The 21,912-nt window shown below is 71.8% G+C and carries 18 protein-coding genes; 6 read left to right on the top strand and 12 right to left on the bottom strand.

The annotated features are described in order from the left end of the window. Positions 1-122 precede the first annotated feature (122 nt). From AMK22_RS29445 to rsmI, 6 genes are all read right to left on the bottom strand, one after another. Entirely contained in the window at positions 123-1,940 is a 1,818-nt protein-coding gene (locus tag AMK22_RS29445; RefSeq protein ID WP_073790007.1) for an ABC-F family ATP-binding cassette domain-containing protein, read from the bottom strand. Between the two features lie 257 nt (positions 1,941-2,197). After that, the gene (locus AMK22_RS29440) at positions 2,198-3,091 is read right to left on the bottom strand and encodes a 4-(cytidine 5'-diphospho)-2-C-methyl-D-erythritol kinase (RefSeq protein WP_073790005.1); all 894 of its coding nucleotides are present in this window, start codon (positions 3,089-3,091) and stop codon (positions 2,198-2,200) included. Further along, positions 3,088-4,053, bottom strand: a complete 966-nt coding sequence (rsmA, locus tag AMK22_RS29435) for a 16S rRNA (adenine(1518)-N(6)/adenine(1519)-N(6))-dimethyltransferase RsmA (protein ID WP_073790003.1) — start codon at positions 4,051-4,053, stop codon at positions 3,088-3,090. The genes AMK22_RS29440 and rsmA overlap by 4 nt, the downstream gene beginning before the upstream one ends. A gap of 93 nt (positions 4,054-4,146) precedes the next feature. Then, entirely contained in the window at positions 4,147-5,013 is an 867-nt protein-coding gene (locus AMK22_RS29430; protein WP_073790001.1) for a TatD family hydrolase, read from the bottom strand. A gap of 144 nt (positions 5,014-5,157) precedes the next feature. Next, the gene (locus tag AMK22_RS29425; RefSeq protein WP_073790000.1) at positions 5,158-5,571 is read right to left on the bottom strand and encodes a hypothetical protein; all 414 of its coding nucleotides are present in this window, start codon (positions 5,569-5,571) and stop codon (positions 5,158-5,160) included. A 158-nt stretch (positions 5,572-5,729) separates the two neighbouring features. Next, complete coding sequence (gene rsmI / locus AMK22_RS29420) at positions 5,730-6,617, bottom strand: 16S rRNA (cytidine(1402)-2'-O)-methyltransferase (protein ID WP_073789998.1); 888 nt, start codon at positions 6,615-6,617, stop codon at positions 5,730-5,732. 320 nt (positions 6,618-6,937) lie between these two features. Between rsmI and AMK22_RS29410 the strand changes: the two genes are divergently transcribed. The 5 genes from AMK22_RS29410 (at position 6,938) to AMK22_RS29385 (ending at position 13,579) form a co-directional block, all read left to right on the top strand. Beyond that, positions 6,938-8,788 (top strand): dolichyl-phosphate-mannose--protein mannosyltransferase, encoded by a 1,851-nt coding sequence (locus AMK22_RS29410; protein ID WP_073790119.1) that lies wholly within the window; start codon positions 6,938-6,940, stop codon positions 8,786-8,788. A 268-nt stretch (positions 8,789-9,056) separates the two neighbouring features. Continuing rightward, positions 9,057-10,691, top strand: a complete 1,635-nt coding sequence (locus AMK22_RS29405; RefSeq protein ID WP_073789995.1) for a penicillin-binding transpeptidase domain-containing protein — start codon at positions 9,057-9,059, stop codon at positions 10,689-10,691. 742 nt (positions 10,692-11,433) lie between these two features. After that, the gene (locus AMK22_RS29395; protein WP_073789993.1) at positions 11,434-11,949 is read left to right on the top strand and encodes a YbaK/EbsC family protein; all 516 of its coding nucleotides are present in this window, start codon (positions 11,434-11,436) and stop codon (positions 11,947-11,949) included. Beyond that, on the top strand, positions 11,946-12,797 hold the full coding sequence (locus AMK22_RS29390) for a DMT family transporter (protein ID WP_073789991.1): 852 nt from the start codon (positions 11,946-11,948) through the stop codon (positions 12,795-12,797). Before AMK22_RS29395 ends, AMK22_RS29390 begins: the two co-directional genes overlap by 4 nt. Positions 12,798-12,991: 194 nt before the next feature. Continuing rightward, positions 12,992-13,579, top strand: coding sequence for an RICIN domain-containing protein (locus AMK22_RS29385; RefSeq protein WP_073789990.1), 588 nt, complete (start codon positions 12,992-12,994; stop codon positions 13,577-13,579). A 173-nt stretch (positions 13,580-13,752) separates the two neighbouring features. On the opposite strand, the gene AMK22_RS29380 is transcribed toward AMK22_RS29385, so the two are convergent. From AMK22_RS29380 to AMK22_RS29360, 5 genes are all read right to left on the bottom strand, one after another. Beyond that, on the bottom strand, positions 13,753-14,595 hold the full coding sequence (locus tag AMK22_RS29380) for an SDR family NAD(P)-dependent oxidoreductase (protein WP_073789988.1): 843 nt from the start codon (positions 14,593-14,595) through the stop codon (positions 13,753-13,755). After that, positions 14,592-15,752, bottom strand: a complete 1,161-nt coding sequence (locus AMK22_RS29375) for a serine hydrolase domain-containing protein (RefSeq protein ID WP_073789987.1) — start codon at positions 15,750-15,752, stop codon at positions 14,592-14,594. Before AMK22_RS29375 ends, AMK22_RS29380 begins: the two co-directional genes overlap by 4 nt. A 236-nt stretch (positions 15,753-15,988) precedes the next feature. Then, positions 15,989-16,774: an energy-coupling factor ABC transporter ATP-binding protein gene (locus tag AMK22_RS29370; protein WP_073789985.1), complete on the bottom strand. Its 786-nt coding sequence runs from the start codon at positions 16,772-16,774 to the stop codon at positions 15,989-15,991. Continuing rightward, positions 16,771-17,532 carry a cobalt ECF transporter T component CbiQ gene (gene cbiQ / locus AMK22_RS29365; RefSeq protein WP_073789983.1) on the bottom strand — a complete coding sequence of 254 codons (762 nt, stop codon included), beginning with the start codon at positions 17,530-17,532 and terminating at the stop codon, positions 16,771-16,773. Before cbiQ ends, AMK22_RS29370 begins: the two co-directional genes overlap by 4 nt. 1 nt (position 17,533) lies before the next feature. Further along, positions 17,534-18,643: an energy-coupling factor ABC transporter permease gene (locus tag AMK22_RS29360; protein WP_073789981.1), complete on the bottom strand. Its 1,110-nt coding sequence runs from the start codon at positions 18,641-18,643 to the stop codon at positions 17,534-17,536. A 241-nt stretch (positions 18,644-18,884) separates the two neighbouring features. Between AMK22_RS29360 and AMK22_RS29355 the strand changes: the two genes are divergently transcribed. Next, a complete protein-coding gene (locus tag AMK22_RS29355) occupies positions 18,885-19,250 on the top strand; it encodes an SsgA family sporulation/cell division regulator (protein WP_073789979.1) in 366 nt (121 codons plus the stop codon). A gap of 216 nt (positions 19,251-19,466) precedes the next feature. Here the strand turns inward: AMK22_RS29355 and AMK22_RS29350 are convergent, their stop codons facing one another. After that, a complete protein-coding gene (locus AMK22_RS29350; RefSeq protein ID WP_073789977.1) occupies positions 19,467-21,716 on the bottom strand; it encodes an MMPL family transporter in 2,250 nt (749 codons plus the stop codon). Between the last annotated feature and the right edge of the window lie 196 nt (positions 21,717-21,912).

The raw sequence follows: 21,912 nt of genomic DNA, 5'->3' as shown, positions 1-21,912 counted from the left end.
ACGGCACAAGTCCCGCACGCCGCACAGGTCCCGCACGCCGTACATGTGACGAGTGACGACGTATGCGGCGTGCGAGACGCGTACCGCACACGTCACGCGCGCTGCGGCCGGGCCCGAAGGGGTCAGGCGTCCTCGGCCAGTTCCAGCCAGCGCATCTCCAACTCGTCGCGCTCCGCGACCAGTTCGCGCAGCTCCGCGTCCAGCTTCGCCACCTTCTCGAAGTCCGTGGCGTGCTCCGCGATCTGCGCGTGCAGGGCGGTCTCGCGCGTCGCCACCTTGTCGAGCTGCCGCTCCACCTTCTGCAGCTCCTTCTTGGCCGCACGGGCGGCCTGCGGGGAGAGCGTCGCGGTCGGCGCGGCCTGCTGCCTGGCCGGTTCGGGCGCGGCGGAGGGGGTCGCGGCCTCCTCCATCCGCTGTCGGCGTTCCAGGTACTCGTCGATCCCGCGCGGCAGCATCCGCAGCGTGCGGTCGCCGAGCAGGGCCATCACCCGGTCCGTGGTCCGCTCGACGAAGAACCGGTCGTGCGAGATGACGACCATCGATCCGGGCCAGCCGTCGAGGAGGTCCTCCAGCTGGGTCAGGGTCTCGATGTCGAGGTCGTTGGTGGGCTCGTCGAGGAAGAGGACGTTCGGCTCGTCCATCAGCAGGCGCAGGATCTGTAGCCGTCGCCGCTCACCGCCCGAGAGGTCGCCGACCGGGGTCCACTGCTTCTCCTTCGAGAAGCCGAACTTCTCGCAGAGCTGGCCGGCCGTCATCTCCCGGCCCTTGCCCAGGTCGACCCGGTCGCGTACCTGCTGGACGGCTTCCAGCACCCGCAGGTTCGGGGCGAGTTCGTGGACCTCCTGGGAGAGGTAGGCCAGCCGGACGGTCCTGCCGACGGCGACCCGCCCGGCGGCGGGCTGGGTCTCGCCCTCGGTGCGGGCCGCCTCGGCGAGCGCCCGCAGCAGCGAGGTCTTGCCCGCGCCGTTGACGCCGACCAGGCCGATCCGGTCACCGGGGCCGAGCTGCCAGGTGAGGTGTTCGAGCAGGGTCTTGCTGCCCGCCCGTACGGTCACGTCCTCCAGGTCGAAGACGGTCTTGCCGAGCCTGGCACTGGCGAACCTCATCAGTTCGCTGGTGTCGCGCGGCGGCGGGACGTCGGCGATGAGTTCGTTGGCCGCCTCGATGCGGTAGCGCGGCTTGGAGGTGCGGGCGGGGGCGCCGCGGCGCAGCCAGGCCAGCTCCTTGCGCATGAGGTTCTGGCGCTTGGTCTCCTCGGTCGCGGCGATCCGTTCCCGTTCGGCGCGTGCGAAGACGTAGTCGCTGTAGCCGCCCTCGTACTCGTGGACGGTGCCGCGCTGGACGTCCCACATGCGGGTGCAGACCTGGTCGAGGAACCACCGGTCGTGGGTGACGCAGACGAGCGCCGAGCGGCGTTCCCGGAGATGAGCGGCCAGCCAGGAGATGCCCTCGACGTCGAGGTGGTTGGTCGGCTCGTCGAGGACGATCAGGTCCTGTTCGGCGATGAGCAGCTTGGCCAGCGCGATGCGGCGCCGCTCGCCGCCGGAGAGCGGGGCGATGACGGTGTCCAGGCCGTGTTCGAAGCCCGGCAGGGCGAGTCCGCCGAAGAGGCCGGTGAGCACGTCGCGGATCTTGGCGCTGCCCGCCCACTCGTGGTCGGCGAGGTCGCCGATCACCTCGTGGCGGATGGTCGCCTGCGGGTCGAGCGAGTCGTGCTGGGTGAGCACGCCCATGCGGAGCCCGCCGCTGTGGGTGACGCGCCCGCTGTCCGCCTCCTCCAGCTTGGCGAGCATGCGGATGAGGGTCGTCTTGCCGTCGCCGTTGCGGCCCACGACACCGATCCGGTCCCCCTCGGACACGCCGAGGGACACGTTGTCGAGCAGGGCACGGGTGCCGTACACCTTGCCGACCTGCTCGACGTTGATCAGATTGACGGCCATTTCGCTCCTGCCCCGGGGTTCGATCGACGTCCCAGGGTAGTCGGCCCGCAGCCGCGGCAACGCTCGGCGACCGGTCACGGGGGCGATACCGGCCCCCGGGGGCGGTCACGAGCGGCCCCGGATCCGGGAGGCGGTCCCGGATCCCCGCTTTTCCCCGCGCCTCTTCGTACCTCCCCGCGCCGGGTCCCTGAAGCGTTCGCGGTCGACGGGTCCGGGCCCGGCGCCGAGCACCGCGCGGCCCCGTGCGCACGGGGCCGTCAGACGACGATCGCGCCCGGCGCCGGGGACACCGCGGTCCGGGCGTTGCGGCAGGTCCCCGAAGTGAGCAGCGCCTCGGCCACCTTGCGTGCCGTCTCCTCGTCCGCCACCAGGAACGCGGTGGTCGGCCCGGAGCCCGAGACCAGGGCGGCCAGGGCGCCGGCCGCGGTGCCCGCGGCGAGGGTGTCGGCCAGGGCCGGGCGCAGCGAGAGCGCGGCGGGCTGGAGGTCATTGCCCAGGGCGCCCGCGAGGGCGGTGGTGTCCCCGGTCCGGAGCGCGTCCAGGAGCGCCGGGGTCGCGACGGGGGCCGGAACGTCCGTACCGGCGGTGAGGCGGTCGAACTCGCCGTAGACGGCCGGGGTGGAGAGCCCGCCGTCGGCGACCGCGAAGACCCAGTGGAACGTGCCGCCGACCTCGATCGGGGTCAGCCGCTCGCCGCGTCCCACGCCGAGGGCCGCGCCGCCGACCAGACTGAACGGGACGTCGCTGCCCAGTTCCGCGCAGATGGCGAGGAGTTCGTCCCGGTCGGCTCCGGTGTTCCAGAGGGCGTCGCAGGCGAGCAGTGCGGCGGCCCCGTCGGCGCTGCCGCCCGCCATGCCGCCGGCGACGGGGATGTCCTTGGCGATGTGGATGTGCACGTCGGGCTCGATGCCGTGCCGTTCGGCCAGGGCGATCGCGGCGCGGGCGGCGAGGTTCGTCGCGTCCAGCGGGACCTTCGCGGCATCCGGGCCCGAGCAGGTGATCCGCAGTTCGTCGGCGGGGGCGACGGTGACCTCGTCGTACAGGCCGACGGCGAGGAAGACGTTGGCCAGGTCGTGGAAGCCGTCGGGGCGCGCGGCGCCGACCGAGAGCTGGACGTTGACCTTGGCGGGTACGCGGACGGTGACGCTCACTCGCCACTCCCTGAAGCCGTGTTCGTGTTGTTGTCGTTCGTGTCCGTGTCCGCACCCGGCCCCGAGTCCTCGCGGGGCCTGTTCGCTCCCGGACCGGTCCCGCCCGGCTTGTTCTCGGCGATGGCGGCGAACTCCTCGACCGTCAGCGCCTCGCCCCGGGCCTGCGGCGAGATCCCGGCCGCGACCAGGGCCGCCTCGGCGGCGGACGCGGAGCCCGCCCAGCCGGCCAGGGCCGCGCGCAGCGTCTTGCGGCGCTGGGCGAAGGCCGCGTCGACGACCGCGAAGACCTCGGTCCGGCTCGCCCGCGTCGTGACGGATTCGGTGCGGCGGACCAGCGACACCAGGCCGGAGTCCACGTTCGGGGCGGGCCAGAAGACGTTGCGACCGATGGCCCCGGCCCGCTTGACGTCCGCGTACCAGTTGGCCTTGACCGACGGCACGCCGTAGACCTTGTTGCCCGGCCGGGCGGCCAGCCGGTCGGCGACCTCGGCCTGGACCATGACGAGGGTCCGCTCGATGGACGGGAACCGTTCCAGCATGGTCAGCAGCACCGGCACGGCGACGTTGTACGGAAGGTTCGCGACCAGCGCGGTCGGGGCCGGGCCCGGCAGCTCCCGGACCAGCATCGCGTCGGAGTGCACCAGGGCGAACCGGTCGGCGCGTTCCGGCATCCGGGCCGCGACCGTGGTCGGCAGGGCCGCCGCCAGCACGTCGTCGATCTCGACGGCGACCACCCGGTCCGCCGCCTCCAGCAGCGCCAGGGTCAGCGAACCGAGCCCCGGGCCGACCTCGACGACGACGTCGTCCGGGCGGACCTCCGCCGTGCGCACGATCCGGCGGACCGTGTTGGCGTCGATGACGAAGTTCTGGCCGCGCTGCTTCGTCGGGCGCACGCCCAGCGCGGCGGCCAGCTCGCGGATGTCTGCGGGGCCCAGGAGGGCATCGGGCTCTGTGGTGCTCACCCGGTAAGCGTACGGCCGTGCGGGAGGGGACTCGTCCCCGCGAGCGCCCGGCGCCCGCGCGAGGCCGCACCGCCCGGTGGCGGCCGGTGGCCCTCAGTAGTCGAAGGCGCGGGCGGTGTTGTCGGCGACGGCCTCGGCCAGGGTGTCCTCGTCCAGCCCCTTCACCTCCGCCATGGCCCGCAGCGTGATCGGGACGAGGTACGGGGCGTTGGGCCGCCCCCGGTAGGGCGCGGGCGTCAGGAACGGCGCGTCCGTCTCGACCAGGATCAGCTCCGTCGGGGCGACCGCGAGCGCGTCGCGCAGGGGCTGGGCGTTCTTGAAGGTGACGTTCCCTGCGAAGGACATGAAGTACCCGGCGTCCGCGCAGATCCGGGCCATGTCGGCGTCGCCGGAGTAGCAGTGGAACACGGTCCGCTCGGGCGCGCCCGCGTCGGCCAGCACGCGCAGCACGTCCGCGTGCGCCTCGCGGTCGTGGATGACGAGCGCCTTGCCGTGCCGTTTGGCGATCTCGATGTGGGCCCGGAACGACTCCTCCTGCGCTGCCATGCCCTCGGGGCCGGTACGGAAGTGGTCGAGGCCGGTCTCGCCGACACCGCGTACGTGGTCGAGCGCGGCCAGTGCGTCGATCTCGGCCAGCGCCTCGTGCAGGGCTGCCGTCCCGCCCGCCTCGCGCGCCCCCTGGCGCGACCAGCCTTCGGGATCTCCGTGCACGATGCGCGGCGCCTCGTTGGGGTGCAGGGCGACCGCCGCGTGCACGTTCGGGTGCGCGGCGGCGGTCTCGGCGGCCCACCGCGAGCCGACGACGTCGCAGCCCACCTGGACCACGGTGGTCACGTTGACCGCGGCGGCCCTGGCCAGGCTCTCCTCCACGGTCGCGTCCTGCATGTCCAAGTGGGTGTGCGAATCGGCGACCGGTACCCGGAGGGGCTCGGGCAACGGCGGGGCTTCGGAGCGGCTCATGCCGACGATCGTACGAGGGTCCTACGACGGCTCCCCGTACCAGCTCCCCGTACCCGGGCGATCCGCGCCCGGCACCTGATGCCGCGTGCCCGGCGGCGTCCGGTCACTTCCGGCGGCGTCCGGTCACTTCCGGTGGAACGCCGGTCACTTCCGGTGGAACGGATGCAGCAGGTTGGACAGCTGCCAGTGGTGCTGCTCGCCCTTGGGCGCTTCGATGACACCCCCGGCGCCGATGGGGCCCGCCGGGGCAACACGGTCCTCCGGACCGCCGGGGCCCTCCGCCGCGGCCCGGCCCGGCCGGGAGTGGTGCAGCAACTGCTGGACGGTCGACACCCGTCCGGCCCGCATTATCCGGACGACGTGACCGCCGCAGTTCACGCAGGTGGGCCTGGAGAGTGGCGAGGGCACTCGCTCTCCGTCCGCCTTGTAGATGATGAAGGGTTTACCGGAACCGTCGACGTGATGCTCTATCTCGTAGGACTGTTCCCAGCCGTACCCACACCTCATGCAAGCGAAGGCGTACGCCTCGTGCACGGTGGTTGCTGCGATCTCGCTCATGCCTGCTCCTTTGTCCTCCGGACCGGCACTCCGGGGAGTGGGTCCCCGGTCCAGTGGACGCCCGTACCGGCGGGAGCGCATCAGGCCCTGTCGAGTGTTGGAGCGGTTTTGGCCTTCTCATGGCAGAAAAGCCCGGTGCGCGGCTCGCACTTTGCTTTTTACGATAGTCCTTTGCCTTCCGCAGGGCCGGTTCGCGCCGCGTTCTTTGCCGCTACGACGGCGTCGAAGACCTCGCGTTTGGGCAGTCCCGCCTCCGCGGCGACGGCTGCGATGGCTTCCTTGCGTCGCTCCCCCGCCTCCTCGCGCACCCGCACCCTGCGTACCAGCTCCTCGGCGTCCAGTTCCTCGGGTCCGGTGTCGGCCGCGCCCTCGACGACGACGGTGATCTCGCCGCGCACCCCCTCGGCCGCCCAGGCCGCCAGATCGCCCAGCGGGCCGCGCTTCACTTCCTCGTAGGTCTTGGTCAGCTCCCGGCACACGGCGGCCCGGCGGTCGGCGCCGAAGACCTCGGCCATCGCCGCGAGGGTGTCGTCGAGCCTGTGCGGGGCCTCGAAGAAGACCATGGTGCGGCGCTCGGCGGCGACCTCGCGGAGCCTGCCGAGCCGTTCGCCCGCCTTGCGCGGCAGGAAGCCCTCGAAGCAGAAGCGGTCGACGGGCAGGGCGGACAGGGCGAGCGCGGTGAGCACCGCGGACGGGCCGGGCACGGCGGTGACCCTGATGCCGTGCTCCACGGCGGCGGCCACGAGCCGGTAGCCGGGGTCGGAGACGGACGGCATCCCGGCGTCCGTGACCAGCAGGACGCGGGCGCCGCCGGTCAGGGCCTCGACGAGTTCCGGGGTACGGGCCGACTCGTTGCCCTCGAAGTAGGAGACGACCCGGCCCGTGGTGTGGATGCCGAGCGCCTGGGTGAGGCGGCGCAGCCGGCGGGTGTCCTCGGCGGCGACGACGTCGGCCGACTCCAGTTCCGTGGCGAGGCGCGGCGGGGCGTCCGCCACGTCGCCGATGGGGGTTCCCGCGAGCACCAGCGTTCCGGTCGTGCCCGCCATGGCAGTCGTTCCATTCGTTCCGGTCGTTCCAGTCACATGGGCCATCCTCCCAGGCCCCCGAGAACCGCTGGGACCGCAGGGACCACCAGGACCACAAGGGCCACCAAGACCACCGGAACCGCAGGGACCACCAGGACCACCGGAACCACCAGGACCGCAGGGACCACCAGGACTCCGGTGACTGCAGGGCCCCTGGCCCCGTAACCCCCAGGGAATCCCGGGCCCCCTGGGACTCCCCGGGACGGATGACGCGGGACGGACGACGACGCCCGGACGGACGCGTCCCCTGCGTCGGCGCGGCGGTTCCCTACGATGGCGCGGTGACGAGTACTGCGCCCGACGCCCGGCCGGGCCAAGACGCCGGACATCCGCACGGCGAGGAATCGACCTCCTGGCAGCGACGGCTGCGCCGCTTCGGCCATGTGCCCCGGCCCGGGATCGGGCTGCGTGAGCGGCTGGTGCCTCCGTACGCGCGGCCCGGTGCCCAGCTGTGGGCGGTGCTCGGGATCTCCCCGGCCATGGCCGGGCGCCTGGTGCGGTGGTCCGCGTGGGGCGGTCCGCTGCTGGTGGCGCTGGTCGCCGGGGTGCTGCGGTTCTGGAGGCTGGGCAGCCCGCACGCGCTGATATTCGACGAGACGTACTACGCCAAGGACTCCTGGGCGCTGATCAACCAGGGGTACGAGGGCGACTGGCCCAAGAACATCGACAAGCTGATCCTGGAAGACCCGTCCAAGGTGACCGTCCCGGTGGACCCGGGCTATGTGGTGCATCCGCCGGTCGGCAAGTGGATCATCGGCTTGGGCGAGCAGCTCTTCGGCTTCACGCCGTTCGGCTGGCGGTTCATGGTGGCGGTGCTCGGCACGCTCTCGGTGCTGATGCTGTGCCGGATCGGACGGCGGCTGTTCCGTTCGACGTTCCTGGGATGCCTGGCCGGGACGCTGCTCGCGTTCGACGGTCTGCACTTCGTGATGAGCCGCACCGCACTGCTCGACCTGGTGCTGATGTTCTTCGTGGTGGCCGCGTTCGGGGCGTTGCTGATCGACCGTGACCGGGCGCGGCGCAGGCTCGCCGACGCGCTGCCGGTGGACGAGGAGGGGGTGCTGCGGCCCGACGTGGACGTGGCGGAGCATCTGCGGCTCGGGTGGCGCCCCTGGCGGATCGCCGCCGGTGTGCTGCTGGGGCTGGCCTTCGCCACCAAGTGGAACGGTCTCTACATCCTGGCCGCGTTCGGTCTGATGACGGTGCTGTGGGACGTGGGCGCGCGGCGGACGGCGGGCGCGATCCGCCCGTACACGGCGGTGCTGAAGCGGGACCTGCTGCCGGCGTTCGTCTCGACGGTCCCGGTCGCGGTCCTCACGTATGTCGTCTCCTGGACGGGGTGGATCGTCACCGGCAAGGGCTACTACCGCGACTGGGCACAGACCGACGGCAAGGGCGGCGCCTGGACCTGGCTGCCGGACTGGCTGCGCAGCCTGTGGCACTACGAGCACCAGGTCTACGAGTTCCACGTGAACCTGACCTCCGGCCACACCTACGAGTCCAACCCGTGGAGCTGGATCGTGCTCGGCCGGCCCGTGTCGTACTTCTGGGCGGAGCAGCCGGGCTGCGCGGAATCGGCGACCGGCAAGTGCTCCCGCGAGGTGCTCGCCATCGGGACGCCGCTGCTGTGGTGGGCGGCGTGCTTCGCCCTGGTGTACGTGCTGTGGCGGTGGATCTTCCGGCGCGACTGGCGGGCGGGCGCGATCGCCTGCGGAGTGGCGGCGGGCTGGCTGCCCTGGTTCCTGTACCAGGAGCGGACGATCTTCCTCTTCTACGCGGTCGTGTTCGTGCCGTTCCTATGTCTGGCGGTGGCGATGATGATCGGCGCGATGCTGGGCCCGGGGACGAGTGCGGTTGCTACGGACACGGGCGCTACGGGCACGGGCACGGGCACGGGAACTGGTGCGGGCCGGGAAACCGCTGCGGGCGCGGGCCTCGGACCGACATGGGAGACCGGCCCGCCGAGCGGTGATGTGTCGAGCGATTGGCGCCGGACGCTGGGGGCGGTCGCGGCGGGCGTGCTGGTGCTGCTGATCATCTGGAACTTCATCTACTTCTGGCCGATCTACACCGGCACCCCGATCCCGGACGACTCCTGGCGCGCACGGATGTGGCTGGACACCTGGATCTGACGAGCACACCCGGATCCGACGAGCACGCCGCCCCGGTCCGATCGCCACATCCTCGAATCGGAAGGTCGCCCGGACCTGAGCGGCACGTCTCGCGGATCCGACCGGCGTGCCCCGGCACGTCCCGATGCGTTCAGGCCGCACATATCCCGTTCCGATAACGGTGGTCCCGGTTGTCGATGGTGTCCCGTAGGGTGCCCAGCGGCATCCGCTTGAACACGTTCACTTGAACGCGTTCAAGGGGGGAACTCCTGGGGAGGGGACTGCAAGGGTGCGCAGTGGAGCGAAGGTGGCGATCGTCGGCGGCGTGTTCGCGGTCGTGGCCGGCGGGGTGGGTTACGGGGCGTACAACGTCCTGAACACGCTGAACGACGCCGACGGCGGGTCGGGCACGGGGACCACTTCCGCCGAGGTGCGGACGGGACCGGTCACCAAGGCGGAGATCGACGACGTGTCGAAGAGGTTCCTCGACGCCTGGGCGAGCGGTGACTCGGCCATCGCGTCGCAGCTCACCAACAACGCGACCGAGGCCGAACCGGTCCTCGCCGGCTACCGGGACGAGGCCCACGTCAGCCGGGCGGTGATCACCCCGGGCGCGGCGGTCGGCACGAAGGTGCCGTACACGGTGAAGGCGACCGTGTCGTTCGGCGGGAAGTCGAAGCCCTGGTCGTACGCGTCCGAACTGACCGTGGTGCGCGGTCGGACCACCGGCAGGCCGCTGGTCGACTGGAAGCCCGCCGTGATCCACCCGGAGCTGACGGCCGGTACATCGTTGAAGACCAAGGAGGCGTCGTCGCCGTCGATCGAGGCGGTGGACCACAACGGCAAGGTGCTCACCAGGGAGAAGTACCCCTCCCTGGGCCCGATCCTGGACACGTTGCGCGAGAAGTACGGGGAGAAGGCGGGCGGCACCGCGGGCATCGAGACCGTGATCGAGAGCGCGGAAGCGGGCGGCCCGGACAAGACCCTGGTCACCCTCGGCAAGGGCAGACCGGGCAGGCTGCGGACCACACTGGATGCGAACGCCCAGGCGGCGGCCGAGACGGCGGTGAAGAAGTACAAGCAGGCATCGGTGGTCGCGATCAGGCCGTCCACGGGGGCGATACGGGCGGTCGCCAACAACCCGGCCGACGGATTCAACGCGGCGTTCCTCGGCAAGCAGGCGCCCGGTTCGACGATGAAGATCGTGACCGCGGCGACGCTGATCGAGAAGGGGCTCACCTCCGCGAACCAGAAGATCGAGTGCCCGCCCACCGCGATGTACATGGGCCGCACCTTCAAGAACCTGGACGACTTCTCCATCCCGGACGGCACCCTGACGACGAGTTTCGCCCGGTCCTGCAACACCGCCTTCATCAAGCTGATCGACGACACGAAGGACGACGCGGCGCTCGCCAAGGAGGCCCGTGACGTCTTCGGGATCGGCCTGGACTGGCAGACGGGTGTTGCGACCTTCGACGGCAGCGTTCCGGAGGCCACCGGGGGCGAGGCCGCCGCCCAGTACATCGGCCAGGGCACGATCCAGATGAACGCCCTGAACGTCGCGTCCATCACCGCCACCGCGAAGAACGGCACCTTCCACCAGCCGATCATCGTCGACCCTGACCTCGACGGCCGCCCCATCGCCAGGGCCGCCCGTTCGCTGTCCCCGTCCGTGTCCCAGCAGCTCACCAACATGATGCGGCAGACCGCGAGTTGGGGCACGGGCAAGGCCGCGATGGCCACGGTCGGCGGCGACAAGGGGGCGAAGACGGGCTCGGCGGAGGTGGACGGCCAGGCCACGTCCAACAGTTGGTTCACCGGCTTCAGCAACGACCTGGCCGCCGCCGCGGTGGTCCAGTCCGGTGGCCACGGCGGCGACGCGGCGGGCCCGGTGGTGGCGGCGGTGCTGCGCGCGGGTTCGTGAACCGCGGCGGGCTAGGCGACGGACACGGCGGCGGAACAACGGAATGGATGTGCCAAGCTGTCGGCGGCGGGGCGCATGAAGCGTTGGCACTCCACGCCATGGCAGGAAGCAGGAGGAACTGTGTCCACCAGGCCAAGTGAAGGAGGAAGGGGAAACCCGAGCAGTCGCCCCGAGCGAGCCCAGGCCGGTGAAATACAAATGACGCGCTCCGGCCGTACTCCTTCCTCTCGGCAGCGCCAGTTCCGTCCCTGGCGCTGGTTCAGGCCCCGTGGATCGCGCACGTTCGTCCTCGGTGTCTGCGCATCCGTCGGCGGTATCACCGGCGGGATCAGAGGCGTGGCAGACCATGCCGGAGCCCCCCGGGTCCTTGGGCTGTTCGGCATCGGCCTTCTCGGACTCGTACTGACCATCAGTTACGTCGTGAACTACTCAAAGGAAAGATGAGCGCTTTCGGCATCCCCTCTCACTCGTCCTGGCGAGCTCGTGATCTTTTCTTTGGCGTGACTCCGTTGACCGGGGACCCGTTGGCTACTGGCTCGCACCACTGGTTGTTGACGCCGTCTGATTCCTTGAGAGTCGCGGTGACGACGAAGTGTCCCCGGGCGTGACGTGCCCGGTGGTGGCGCGGGGGTGCTGCGCGCGGGTTCGTCGGGCGGAGCACCGTGTGCGGGTTCGCGGGGCCGCAAGCGGTCGGGCGTCCCCCGTCACGCAGGCGTGCCATGGCCCTCGGTAGCGTGCGGACATGACTACTCCTGACGCCGCGAACAGCACCGCCACTACCCCGTCCGACGCCCACCCCCGATTCGCCGAGGCCCTGCGGGAGCTGGGGCTCGATGTCGAGGTACGCCGGTTCCCCGAGGCCACGCGTACCGCCGCCGAGGCCGCGGCCGCGATCGGCTGCGGGCTCGCGGAGATCGCCAAGTCGCTGGTCTTCGAGGCGGACGGCGTCCCGGTGCTGGTCCTGATGGACGGCGCCTCGCGGGTCGATGTCGAGCGGGTCCGCGCGGAGTTGGGGTCCGGGAAGGTCAGGCGCGCCAAGGCCGACCTCGTCCGGGAGACCACCGGGTACGCGATCGGGGGTGTGCCGCCCTTCGGGCACCGGACGAGGACCCGGGTGCTGGCCGACCGGGGGCTGCTGGAGCACGAAGTGGTGTGGGCGGCTGCGGGCACCCCGCACACGGTCTTCCCCCTCGACCCCGAGACGCTGATCAGGCACGCCGGCGCCACCCTGGTGGACGTGCGCGAGCGCTCCGCGTGACACCGCTGGTCGCGTTCGCCGTACTCGTCGCCGCGGTCACCCACGCCAGCTGGAACGCCATCGCACACGCGATCGAGGACAAGCTCGTCTCCTTCACCCTGATCTCCGGGGGCGCGCTGCTGATCAGTGCGGCGGCAGCCTGCTTCGTTCCGTTCCCGGCCGCCGGGGCCTGGCCGTACCTCGCGGTCTCGGCCGCTCTGCACGTGGTGTACATGCTGCTGCTGATGCGTTCGTTCACGCTGGGCGACTTCGGGCAGATGTATCCGATCGCCCGGGGCACGGCCCCGCTGGTGGTGACCGTCCTCGCCGCCGTCTTCGTCGGCGAACGCCCGGACGCCTGGGTCGCGGCGGGGGTCGCGGTGGCCTCGACGGGGCTGGTGGGGCTGGCCCTCTGGGGCATCCGCGGGTCCGGCGGGCGACCCGACTGGCCGGCGCTGCTCGCCGCCGTCGCGACCGGTCTGGCCATCGCCGGGTACACCACGGTCGACGGGGTCGGGGTGCGGGCCTCGGGCACCCCGCTGGGCTACACCGTCTGGCTGATGATCCTGGAGGGCCTGGTCATCCCGGCGTACGCGCTGTACCGGCGGCGGGGCGAACTCCTGGCGCAGCTGCGCCCGTACGCCGCCCGCGGGCTGCTGGGCGCGGCGCTGTCGATGGCCGCGTACGGTCTCGTCCTGTGGGCGCAGACCCGGGCGGCACTGGCCCCGGTCGCGGCGCTCCGGGAGTCGTCGATCATCGTCGGTGCGGCCATGAGGACGCTGTTCTTCAAGGAACGGTTCGGCGCGCCGCGCCTCGCGGCGGCGGGGCTGATGGTCGTCGGCATCGGGCTGATGCTCCACACGAGTTGAGCCGACGCGGGAAGGGGTGGCGTCCGACGGGGTGGGCCTGCGCCGGGGTGGGGCGCCAATGGGGTGAAAGGGGGCACACCCGCACCGCGCCCCCCGTCTCGGCGGGGGTGGTGGCTGCTTGGATTCCCAGGTCTCGCCCGCGCGCACCGCTCAGCACCGGACGCGCACTCCCCAGCACCGAAAGGGACACCACCATGCCCAAGCGCCTTCACCCCGCCAGGGTTCTCGCCGCTGCCGTACTGGCTGTGGCCGGCCTCGCCGCCTCCGGTCAGGCACCGGTCTCCGCGGCGCCCCTCCCCGGCCAGGACCTGATCAACAAGATGGACGGGAGCCGCCTGGCACTGCTCGGCAACAGCACCGCCGAGGGCGCCACCGGCATCACCCTGCGCGACCCCGCGTGGAAGTACAGCACCGAGCGGTGGGAGATCGACCTCTCCGCCTGGCAGGCGGACGCCCCCCACACCTACACCGCCACGCTGCGGAACGAGGCCGCGAACAAGTGCCTCCAGCCCGCTGCCGCGACGCCCCAGCGAGGGACCACGGTCGTCGTCCGGACCTGTGACGGTTCGCGGCTGCAGAAGTGGAGCCTGTACCCGGAGAGGGTCGGCGACAGTTACACGGGCTGGTGGATGTACCGCCCGATGGTGGACGAGAAGCTCGCACTCAGCCTGAACAAGTACAACGACGGCAGCTGGGACAGCCTCTACCTGAACATCGCCCAGCCCAGCTCCGACCGGCTGTGGCGCAGGACCACCGACGACACCCCGCTGGCCAACGGCTGACCCGTCGACCAGCGGTCGGCCCACCAGGCGTCGGTTGACCCGTCGACCGGCGGTTGACCCGTCGACCGTCGGCCGACCGTTCGCACGCCCCGTCGGTGCCCGTCGCCGCGTGGATCGCACGATGCCCGTCCCGCCGTACGACACGGTGGGGCGGGCATCGCGCGAGCACCCCGCTACTCCCCCGACATCGCCTTCCGGAAGCCGTAGTTGACGGCGGTCAGTCCGCCGTCCACCCGGAGCGTCGTCCCCGTGATCCAGGCCGCGTCGCGGGAGGCGAGGAACGCGACGGCGGACGCGATGTCCTCCGGCTCGCCGACCCGGCCGAGCGGGTAGAGGCCGCCGGCCCGGGCCAGTTCGGCGTCCTTGCCCGCCCAGGCGTCGGTACGGACCGTGCCGGGGGCGACCAGGTTGACGCGCACGCCGCGCGGTCCCGCGTGGCCCGCGAGGGTACGGGTCAGGCTGGCCAGGCCCGCCTTGGCGGCGCTGTAGCCGTGATTGCCGAAGTCCTGCTCGCCGTTGACCGAGCCGATGTTGACGATCGCGCCCCGCCCGGAGGCCACCAGGTGCGGGAGGGCGGCGCGGGCGCAGCGGTACGGGCCGGTGAGCGTGATGTCCAGGTCGCGCTGCCAGGACTCGTCGGGTGCGTCCTCGAAGAGCGGGGTGTCGGCGGTGCACGCGTACGCGTTGTTCACCAGCACGTCGAGGGAGCCGAACGCGGCGACCGCGTGCGCGACCGCGGCCTCGACCGCCGCCCGGTCGGCCACGTCGCAGGACAGCGCCTCGGCCGTCGCGCCCGTGGTGCGTATGGCGGCCGCGGTGCGTTCGGCGCGGTCGCCGTCCAGGTCGGTGACCAGGACCCGGGCGCCCTCGGAGGCCAGGCGGCGGGCCGTGGCCGCGCCGATGCCCTGGCCCGCTCCGGTGATGAGCACGCCGTATCCCTCGAACCGTGAATCGGCCCGAGGAGAAGGGGAGTCGGTGCGGGCGACGGGGGAATCGGAGGAAGCAGCAGGAGTCATGGCGCCGACCGTACTGCCCTGATCAGTGCCTGGGCACGGGGATCGGCGGTGACTCCCTTCTGCAGACCGTTCGTCACATAGCCGAGGGCGATGCCGGATTCGGGGTCGGCGAAGCCCAGCGATCCGCCCCGGCCGGGGTGCCCGAAGGAGCCGGGGGCCAGCAGCGGGGCGGCCGGTCCGTGCAGCATGTAGCCCAGTCCGAAACGGGTGTTGACGACCAGGACCCGGTCCGGTCCGGCCGACTCCTCGGTACGGGCCAGGGTGAGCGTGGCGGGGGCGAACAGCCGGTGCCCGTCGACCGGGCCGATCATCGCGGCGTAGCAGCGGGCCAGGGCACGGGCGGTGGCGATGCCGTTGGAGGCGGGGAGTTCGGCCGCCCGGTAGCCGGGGTCGTTCTCGTCGGGCAGTGGGTCGATGGCCCCGAAGGCGCGGCGGGTGAGGGACAGCGGGTCGCGGTACGCCTCGGCGACGGACCGCTTGGGACGCAGCCGCAGGGCGCCGCCGCCCGGCCCGTCCGGAGTCTCGACGGGACCGATCCGTCCCACCCGGTGCGCCTCGTCGTCCGGGAGGCCGAACCAGAAGTCCAGGCCGAGCGGGCGGGCGATCTCCTCGGCGATCCAGCGGCCGACCGTGCGCCCGGTGACCCTGCGCACCAGTTCACCGATGAGGAAGCTGTAGGTCTGGGCGTGGTAGCCGTGTCCGGTGCCGGGCTCCCACTGGGGACACTGGGCGGCGACGGCCTGCGGCCCGGAGATCCCGTCGGTGGCCTCGGAGGGGGTCAACGGGCAGTCGAGGGCGGGGATGCCGGCCCGGTGCGCGAGCAGGTGGCGGACCGGGACGCGTTCCTTGCCACCCGCCTTGAACTCCGGCCAGTACGTGCCGACCGGGGCGTCGAGGTCGAGCTGGCCGCGCTGGTGCAGCAGCAGCGGTACGGCGGAGGCGATGCCCTTGCCCGCGGAGCGGACGATCTGGACGGTGTCCACGGCCCACGGTTCGGTACCGTCGACGTCTCTCGTACCGGCCCACAGGTCGACGACCTTGCGGCCGTCCCGGTAGACCGTGACGGCCGCGCCACGTTCGCCGCGCTGCTCGAAGTTGCGGACGAAGGCGTCCCGGACCGGTTCGAATCCGGCCGCCACCGTGCCGCGTACGTCCACGCCTGCTCCTGCGCTCCCGCTCCCGCTCATCCCTCCATGGTGCATCCCTCCGGGGGCCGGACGGGTGGCGGGTCACCCGAAGTTCACGGACGGATTCGCGGACGGATTCGCGGGCGCGTTCGCGGGCGGATCCACGGACGGATTCGCGAGCGGGTTCGTGGACGGATCCACGGGCAGGCGCACGGACGGATCCGCCGGAAGCCGGCGAAAGGGCCGGCCGGCGCGGGCCGGAACGCTCAACGCCGCGTGGTGTCCACGGTGACGGAACGCGGATCGAAACCGAAGGGCAGCTCCAGGCGGTGGGCGCGCATCAGCTCCTCGTCACAGAGCAGGTCCTGGGTGCGGTCGTCGGCGGCGATGACGCCCTCGCTCAGGATCACCGAGCGCGGGCAGAGTTCCAGGGCGTACGGCAGGTCGTGCGTGACCATGAGCACGGTGACGTCCAGGGACCTCAGGATGTCGGCCAGTTCGCGCCGCGAGGCCGGGTCCAGGTTGGACGACGGCTCGTCCAGGACGAGGATCTCCGGCCGCATGGCGAGGACGGTGGCGACGGCGACGCGGCGGCGCTGCCCGAAGGAGAGGTGGTGCGGCGGGCGGTCCGCGTACGCCTCCATGCCCACCCGCTTCAGCGCCTCGGTGACGCGTTCCTCCAGTTCGGCGCCGCGCAGCCCGCAGGAGGCGGGGCCAAAGGCCACGTCCTCGCGGACGGTGGGCATGAAGAGCTGGTCGTCGGGGTCCTGGAAGACGATGCCGACGCGGCGGCGGATCTCCGCGAGGTTGCGTTTCTCCACGGGTAGCCCGGCGACGCGGACGGTGCCCACGCCCGCGTCGAGGATGCCGTTGAGGTGGAGGACGAGGGTGGTCTTGCCTGCTCCGTTCGGGCCGAGCAGCGCGACGCGCTCGCCCCGGCCGACGGTGAGGTTCACCCCGAAGAGGGCCTGGTGACCGTCGGGGTAGGCGTACGCGAGACCGCTGACCTCCAGCGAGGGCGCGGCGGCGGACGTGGACGTGGGCGTGCTCATACGGTCCATCCCAGCAGACATACGACGAGGGCGAGGACGGGGAGGGCGGCGGCGTACGCCCATTGGGTCCGGGAGGCCGTCACCTCGTCGATGACCGGCATGGAACCGGCGTAGCCGCGGCTGACCATGGCGAGGTGGACGCGTTCGCCGCGCTCGTACGACCGGATGAAGAGCGCGCCGGCCGACTTGGCCAGGACACCCCATTGGCGTATCCCACGTGCCTCGAAACCGCGCGAGCGGCGGGCGATCGACATCCGGCGCATCTCGTCGCTGATCACATCGCCGTAGCGGATCATGAAGGACGCGATCTGGACGAGGAGCGGGGGCAGCCTGAGCCGCTGGAGGCCGAGCAGCAGCGACCGCAGTTCGGTGGTGGAGGCGAGGAGCACGGAGGCGGCGACGCCGAGGGTGCCCTTGGCGAGGACGTTCCAGGTGCCCCAGAGGCCGGGGACGCTGACGGAGAGGCCGAGCACCTGGGTCTGTTCTCCGGGCACCACGAACGGCATGAGCAGCGCGAACGCGACGAACGGCACCTCGATGAGCAGCCGCTTGAGCAGGAATCCGGCGGGGATCCGGGCCAGGGCGGTGACGGCGCCGAGCAGTACGGCGTACAGCGCGAACGCCCACATCGCCTCGCGCGGTGTCGAGACGACGACCACGACGAAGCAGAAGGCGGCGGCCAGCTTGCAGTGCGGCGGCAGCTCGTGGACCGGCGAGCGGCCGGGCCGGTGGAGCCGGTGCGCGTGGCCGGCGCCCATGTCAGGCGTCTTCCCCGCCGCGCGCGCTGCCTGCGGTCGCGGCACCGATGGTCGCGTCCGGGGTGCGACGGCGGCGGATCACGTAGAAGACCCCGCTGCCCACCACGACCGTGGCACCGACGCCGATCACTCCGGCGAGACCGCCGGAGAGCCGGGCGTCGGAGACGTCCTTGACGCCGTAGTCGGCGAGCGGGGAGTCCTTGGCGGCGTGTTCCTCGGTCTTCTTGTCGATGCCGTGGTCGGCGGCGACCTTCTCCAGGCCGTCGGGGGACGAGGAGGCGTAGAAGGAGACGAATCCCGCCAGGACGAGGGCGGTGACCAGGCCGACGGCCCAGAAGCCCCGGTGGGAGCGGGCGGCGACCGGGGCGACGGGCTGCCGGGTGGGGGCGTCGACGAGTTCGCCGTCGACCCGGAGCTTGAGCGGGGCGGCGAGTCCACGGGCCCCGTGCACCAGGTCGGGGCGCACGGCGAGGACGGCGCCGACGGTCAGCGCGGTGATCACGGCCTCGCCGACACCGATCAGCACATGGACGCCGACCATCGCGGTGAAGACCTTGCCGATCGGGATGTCCGTGGTGCCGCCGATCCAGTAGATCAGCGTGAAGGCGCAGGCCGCGGCCGGTACGGAGAGCAGAGCGGCGACGAAGGACGCGATGGTCGTGGAACGACGGGACCGCGGCAGCACACCGGTCAGCCCGCGGAAGACGGCGTACGCGACGACGGTGGTCACGATGCCCATGTCGAGCACGTTGACGCCGAGCGCGGTGAGACCGCCGTCGGCGAACAGGATGCCCTGCATCAGCAGGACCACGGAGACGCAGAGCACTCCGGTGTACGGCCCGACGAGTATCGCGGCGAGCGCCCCGCCCAGCAGGTGCCCGCTGGTGCCCGCCGCGACCGGGAAGTTCAACATCTGCACCGCGAAGATGAACGCGGCCACGAGACCGGCCAGCGGAGCGGTGCGCTCTCCCCCACTCTCGGCTGCGCTCGAGCGGGAGGTGCCCCCCAGCTCCCGTCGCGCGCCCCGCAGGCTGACGGCCACCGCGCCGGCGGCGACGACTCCGGCGACGGCGGAGACGGGTGGGTCGATGAATCCGTCGGGTACGTGCATGAGGGCTCCGCTTCCTGCGGTCCCGCGTGGTCGCGGACGTCGGATGTCGTGAACCGCTCAATGATAGGGCCTTGTTGCAAACCCTTCGCAAGAGCGAGTGGGTCACAGCCCGAGTGACATCCCCGACTCCGGCGCGCCCGAGAACCGGTGGATACACCCGTACCGGGCACCCGCTGAAAGCGCTCACGGAATGAAATATGCGACATTTGATGCGGGGAAGAACACACACGAGGAGTCCGCCATGCCCCCCGTGATCCATGAACAGGCCGAAGCCTGGCTCGTCAACGACACCCCCGATCTGCCGGCGGTGCCGGTGGACCTGCTGTACGACGCCGACACCGACCCCCGAAACGTCCACCTCGCCTTCCCGGGCGGCATCGACTGGTCGTTCGACCGCGAGCTGCTGGAGCGCGGCCTGAACGGCCCCGCCGAGCGTGGCGGCGTCCGGGTGTGGCCGTGCGGACGGACGCAGCTGGTCGTGGAACGCCATACGGAGGAGGGCGTGGAGGTGGTGCAGTTCGACAACGCACCGATGATCCGTTTCCTGCACCGCACGGAGGACGAGAACGTCGACGACGAGGGCGTCGGCGCCCACGCGTCCGACTGACACGTGCCGCCCGCCCCACGCGGGGGTGCGGGCACGCACGGCGAAGCCCCCCGCGCCGCTCGCACGGGGGGCTTCGTCGTACGCACGTCGGTACCCCGTCCCCACGGGTGACCGGCGCATCCGGGACCGCGCGCCGCTCAGGCGCGGTCCCGGCGACTCGACGGACCGGTTCGCGGGGTCCGGCCCACCGGCCGGCCGCCCGCGCCCGGTTCCGGCTCAGACCCGGCTCAGCTCGCGCTCCCCCTCCGCGCCGCCGCCCCGGCCACCGTGGCCGGAACCGTCCTCCGGGTCCGGGGCGTCGCCGAGCTGCTTGCGCAGCCCCTCGCCCTCGACGTCCACGTTCGGCAGCAGCCGGTCCAGCCAACGCGGCAGCGACCAGGCACGGTCGCCGAGCAGCGCCAGGACCGCGGGAACGATCGCCATCCGGACCACGAACGCGTCGAAGAAGACGGCGATGGCGAGCGAGAAGCCGATCATCTTCACCATCTGCTCGGTGGAACCGATGAAGCCCGCGAAGACCGCCATCATGATCACGGCGGCGGCCGTGACGACCCGGGCGCCGTGGCGGAATCCGGTGACGATCGCCTCGCCGGGCTTCTCACCGTGGACGTACGCCTCACGCATCCGGGTGACGAGGAAGACCTCGTAGTCCATCGCGAGACCGAAGACCACACCCACCATGAAGATCGGCATCATGGACATGATCGGGCCGGTCTGTTCCACGCCGAAGAGCGAGCCGAGCCAGCCCCACTGGAAGACCGCGACGACCGCGCCCAGGGCGGCGACCACCGAGAGCAGGAAGCCGAGGGCCGCCTTCAGCGGCACCAGCACCGACCGGAAGACCAGCATCAGCAGCAGGAAGGCCAGGCCGACCACGAGCGCCAGGTAGGGCAGCAGCGCGTCGTTCATCTTCTGCGAGAAGTCGATGTTCATCGCCGTGGCGCCGGTGACCAGGACCTTCGCACCGGTGTCGGACGTGATGTCCGCACCCGCGTCACGGATCGCGTGGACCACGTCCTCGGTCTCGGTGGAGCTCGGGCGGTCCTTCGGGACGACGGTGATCATCGCGGTGTCGCCGGCCTTGTTGAACTGGGCCGGGGTGACCGCGGCGACGCCCCGGATGCCGGAGATCTCGTCGGTGACCTGCTTGACCGCGGTCTTGCCGTCGGAGCTGTCCGCGGTGTCGACGACGACCAGCAGCGGCCCGTTGAAGCCGGGGCCGAAGCCGTCCGAGAGCAGGTCGTAGGCGCGCCGCTGGGTACTGCTGGTGGGCTGGGAGCCATCGTCGGGCAGGCCCATCTCCAGGGACGTGGCCGGTACGGCGACGACGCCGAGGCCGATGACCCCGGCCAGCAGCACCCACACCGGTTTGCGCAGCACGAACCGGGCCCAGCGGGTCCCCATGTTCGGCTTGGCCTCGGCCGGGGCGGACGCGTCGGCGGCCTTGCGCGCCTTGCGTCCCATGACCCGCTTGCCCGCGAAGCCCATCATCGCCGGCACCAGGGTGAGCGCCACGAGGACCGCGATCACGACCGTGCCGGCCGCGGCGAAGCCCATCTTCGTCAGGATCGGGATGTTCACGACCGCGAGGCCGACCAGCGCGATGACCACGGTGAGACCCGCGAAGACCACCGCGGAACCGGCCGTTCCGACGGCCCGCCCGGCCGCCTCCTCGCGCTCCCGGCCCTCGGCCAGCTCGGCGCGGTAGCGGGAGACGATGAACAACGCGTAGTCGATGCCGACCGCGAGGCCGATCATCATCGCGAGGATGGAGGTGGTGGAGTCGAGTCCGAGCGGGTTGGCCAGCGCCGTGATCGTCGAGACGCCGATGCCGACCCCGATCAGGGCGGTGAGCAGCGGCAGCCCGGCGGCGACCAGTGACCCGAAGGTGATGACCAGCACCACAGCGGCGACCGCGACACCGATGACCTCCGTGGCACCGGTCTCCGGGATCACCAGGAGCGCGTCACCGCCGATCTCCACCGTCAGCCCGCCCTTCTGCGCCGCGTGGCCCGCGTCCTTCAGGGCGTCCCGGGTCTCGTCGGTCAGCTCCATCGCGCTGACCTTGTAGGACACCGCGACGTAGGCCGTGGAGCCGTCCTTGCTGACGGCGCCGACGGTGTACGGGTCGGCGACCGAGGCGACCTGGTCCGAGCCGGACTTCAGACCACTGACGGTCTTGGTCACCCGGGCCTTGTTCTCCGGGTCGGTCATCTTCTGGCCCTCGGGGGCCTTGAAGACGACCCGGGCGGTCGCGCCGTCGGCGCTGACTCCGGGGAAGCGCTGTTCCAGCAGGTCGAAGGCGCGCTGCGCCTCCGTTCCGGGGATGGAGAAGGAGCTGGAGGCGGCGGTGGACGCGGAGGCCGCGCCGAACCCGGCGAGTGCGAGCAGCGCCACCCAGATCAGGGCGACGAACCGGCGGCGCCGGAAGGCGAACCGTCCGAGCTTGTAGAGGAATGTGGCCACGAGGGCGTACTCCCGGTCAGGTCGTATGGGTGGGAATGGGCATGGGGGACCAGCCCGACGACGAGAGCGGCGTGTCAGGTGGGGCTCGGTGCTACGGAGAGACTCGGTGCTGCGGAGGGAAGGGAAGGGTGCGGTCGTACGAGTACGAGGGGGACGCGACCGTACGGATACGCAGGGGGAAGCGGGCGGAACGAGG

This window comes from Streptomyces sp. CB01580, from assembly GCF_001905795.1.
Lineage (GTDB): Bacteria > Actinomycetota > Actinomycetes > Streptomycetales > Streptomycetaceae > Streptomyces.
This window is presented reverse-complemented; position numbering and strand designations above follow the sequence as displayed.

What these genes read in the sequence shown, in the direction of transcription:
- AMK22_RS29385 (WP_073789990.1), top strand. Translation starts at nt 12,992, where the DNA reads ATGCCCAAGCGCCTTCACCCCGCCAGGGTTCTCGCCGCTGCCGTACTG.
- AMK22_RS29355 (WP_073789979.1), top strand. Translation starts at nt 18,885, where the DNA reads ATGCCCCCCGTGATCCATGAACAGGCCGAAGCCTGGCTCGTCAACGAC.
- AMK22_RS29445 (WP_073790007.1), bottom strand. Translation starts at nt 1,940, where the DNA reads ATGGCCGTCAATCTGATCAACGTCGAGCAGGTCGGCAAGGTGTACGGC.
- rsmI (WP_073789998.1), bottom strand. Translation starts at nt 6,617, where the DNA reads ATGGCGGGCACGACCGGAACGCTGGTGCTCGCGGGAACCCCCATCGGC.
- AMK22_RS29370 (WP_073789985.1), bottom strand. Translation starts at nt 16,774, where the DNA reads ATGAGCACGCCCACGTCCACGTCCGCCGCCGCGCCCTCGCTGGAGGTC.
- AMK22_RS29425 (WP_073790000.1), bottom strand. Translation starts at nt 5,571, where the DNA reads ATGAGCGAGATCGCAGCAACCACCGTGCACGAGGCGTACGCCTTCGCT.
- AMK22_RS29360 (WP_073789981.1), bottom strand. Translation starts at nt 18,643, where the DNA reads ATGCACGTACCCGACGGATTCATCGACCCACCCGTCTCCGCCGTCGCC.
- cbiQ (WP_073789983.1), bottom strand. Translation starts at nt 17,532, where the DNA reads ATGGGCGCCGGCCACGCGCACCGGCTCCACCGGCCCGGCCGCTCGCCG.
- AMK22_RS29380 (WP_073789988.1), bottom strand. Translation starts at nt 14,595, where the DNA reads ATGACTCCTGCTGCTTCCTCCGATTCCCCCGTCGCCCGCACCGACTCC.
- AMK22_RS29430 (WP_073790001.1), bottom strand. Translation starts at nt 5,013, where the DNA reads ATGAGCCGCTCCGAAGCCCCGCCGTTGCCCGAGCCCCTCCGGGTACCG.
- AMK22_RS29395 (WP_073789993.1), top strand. Translation starts at nt 11,434, where the DNA reads ATGACTACTCCTGACGCCGCGAACAGCACCGCCACTACCCCGTCCGAC.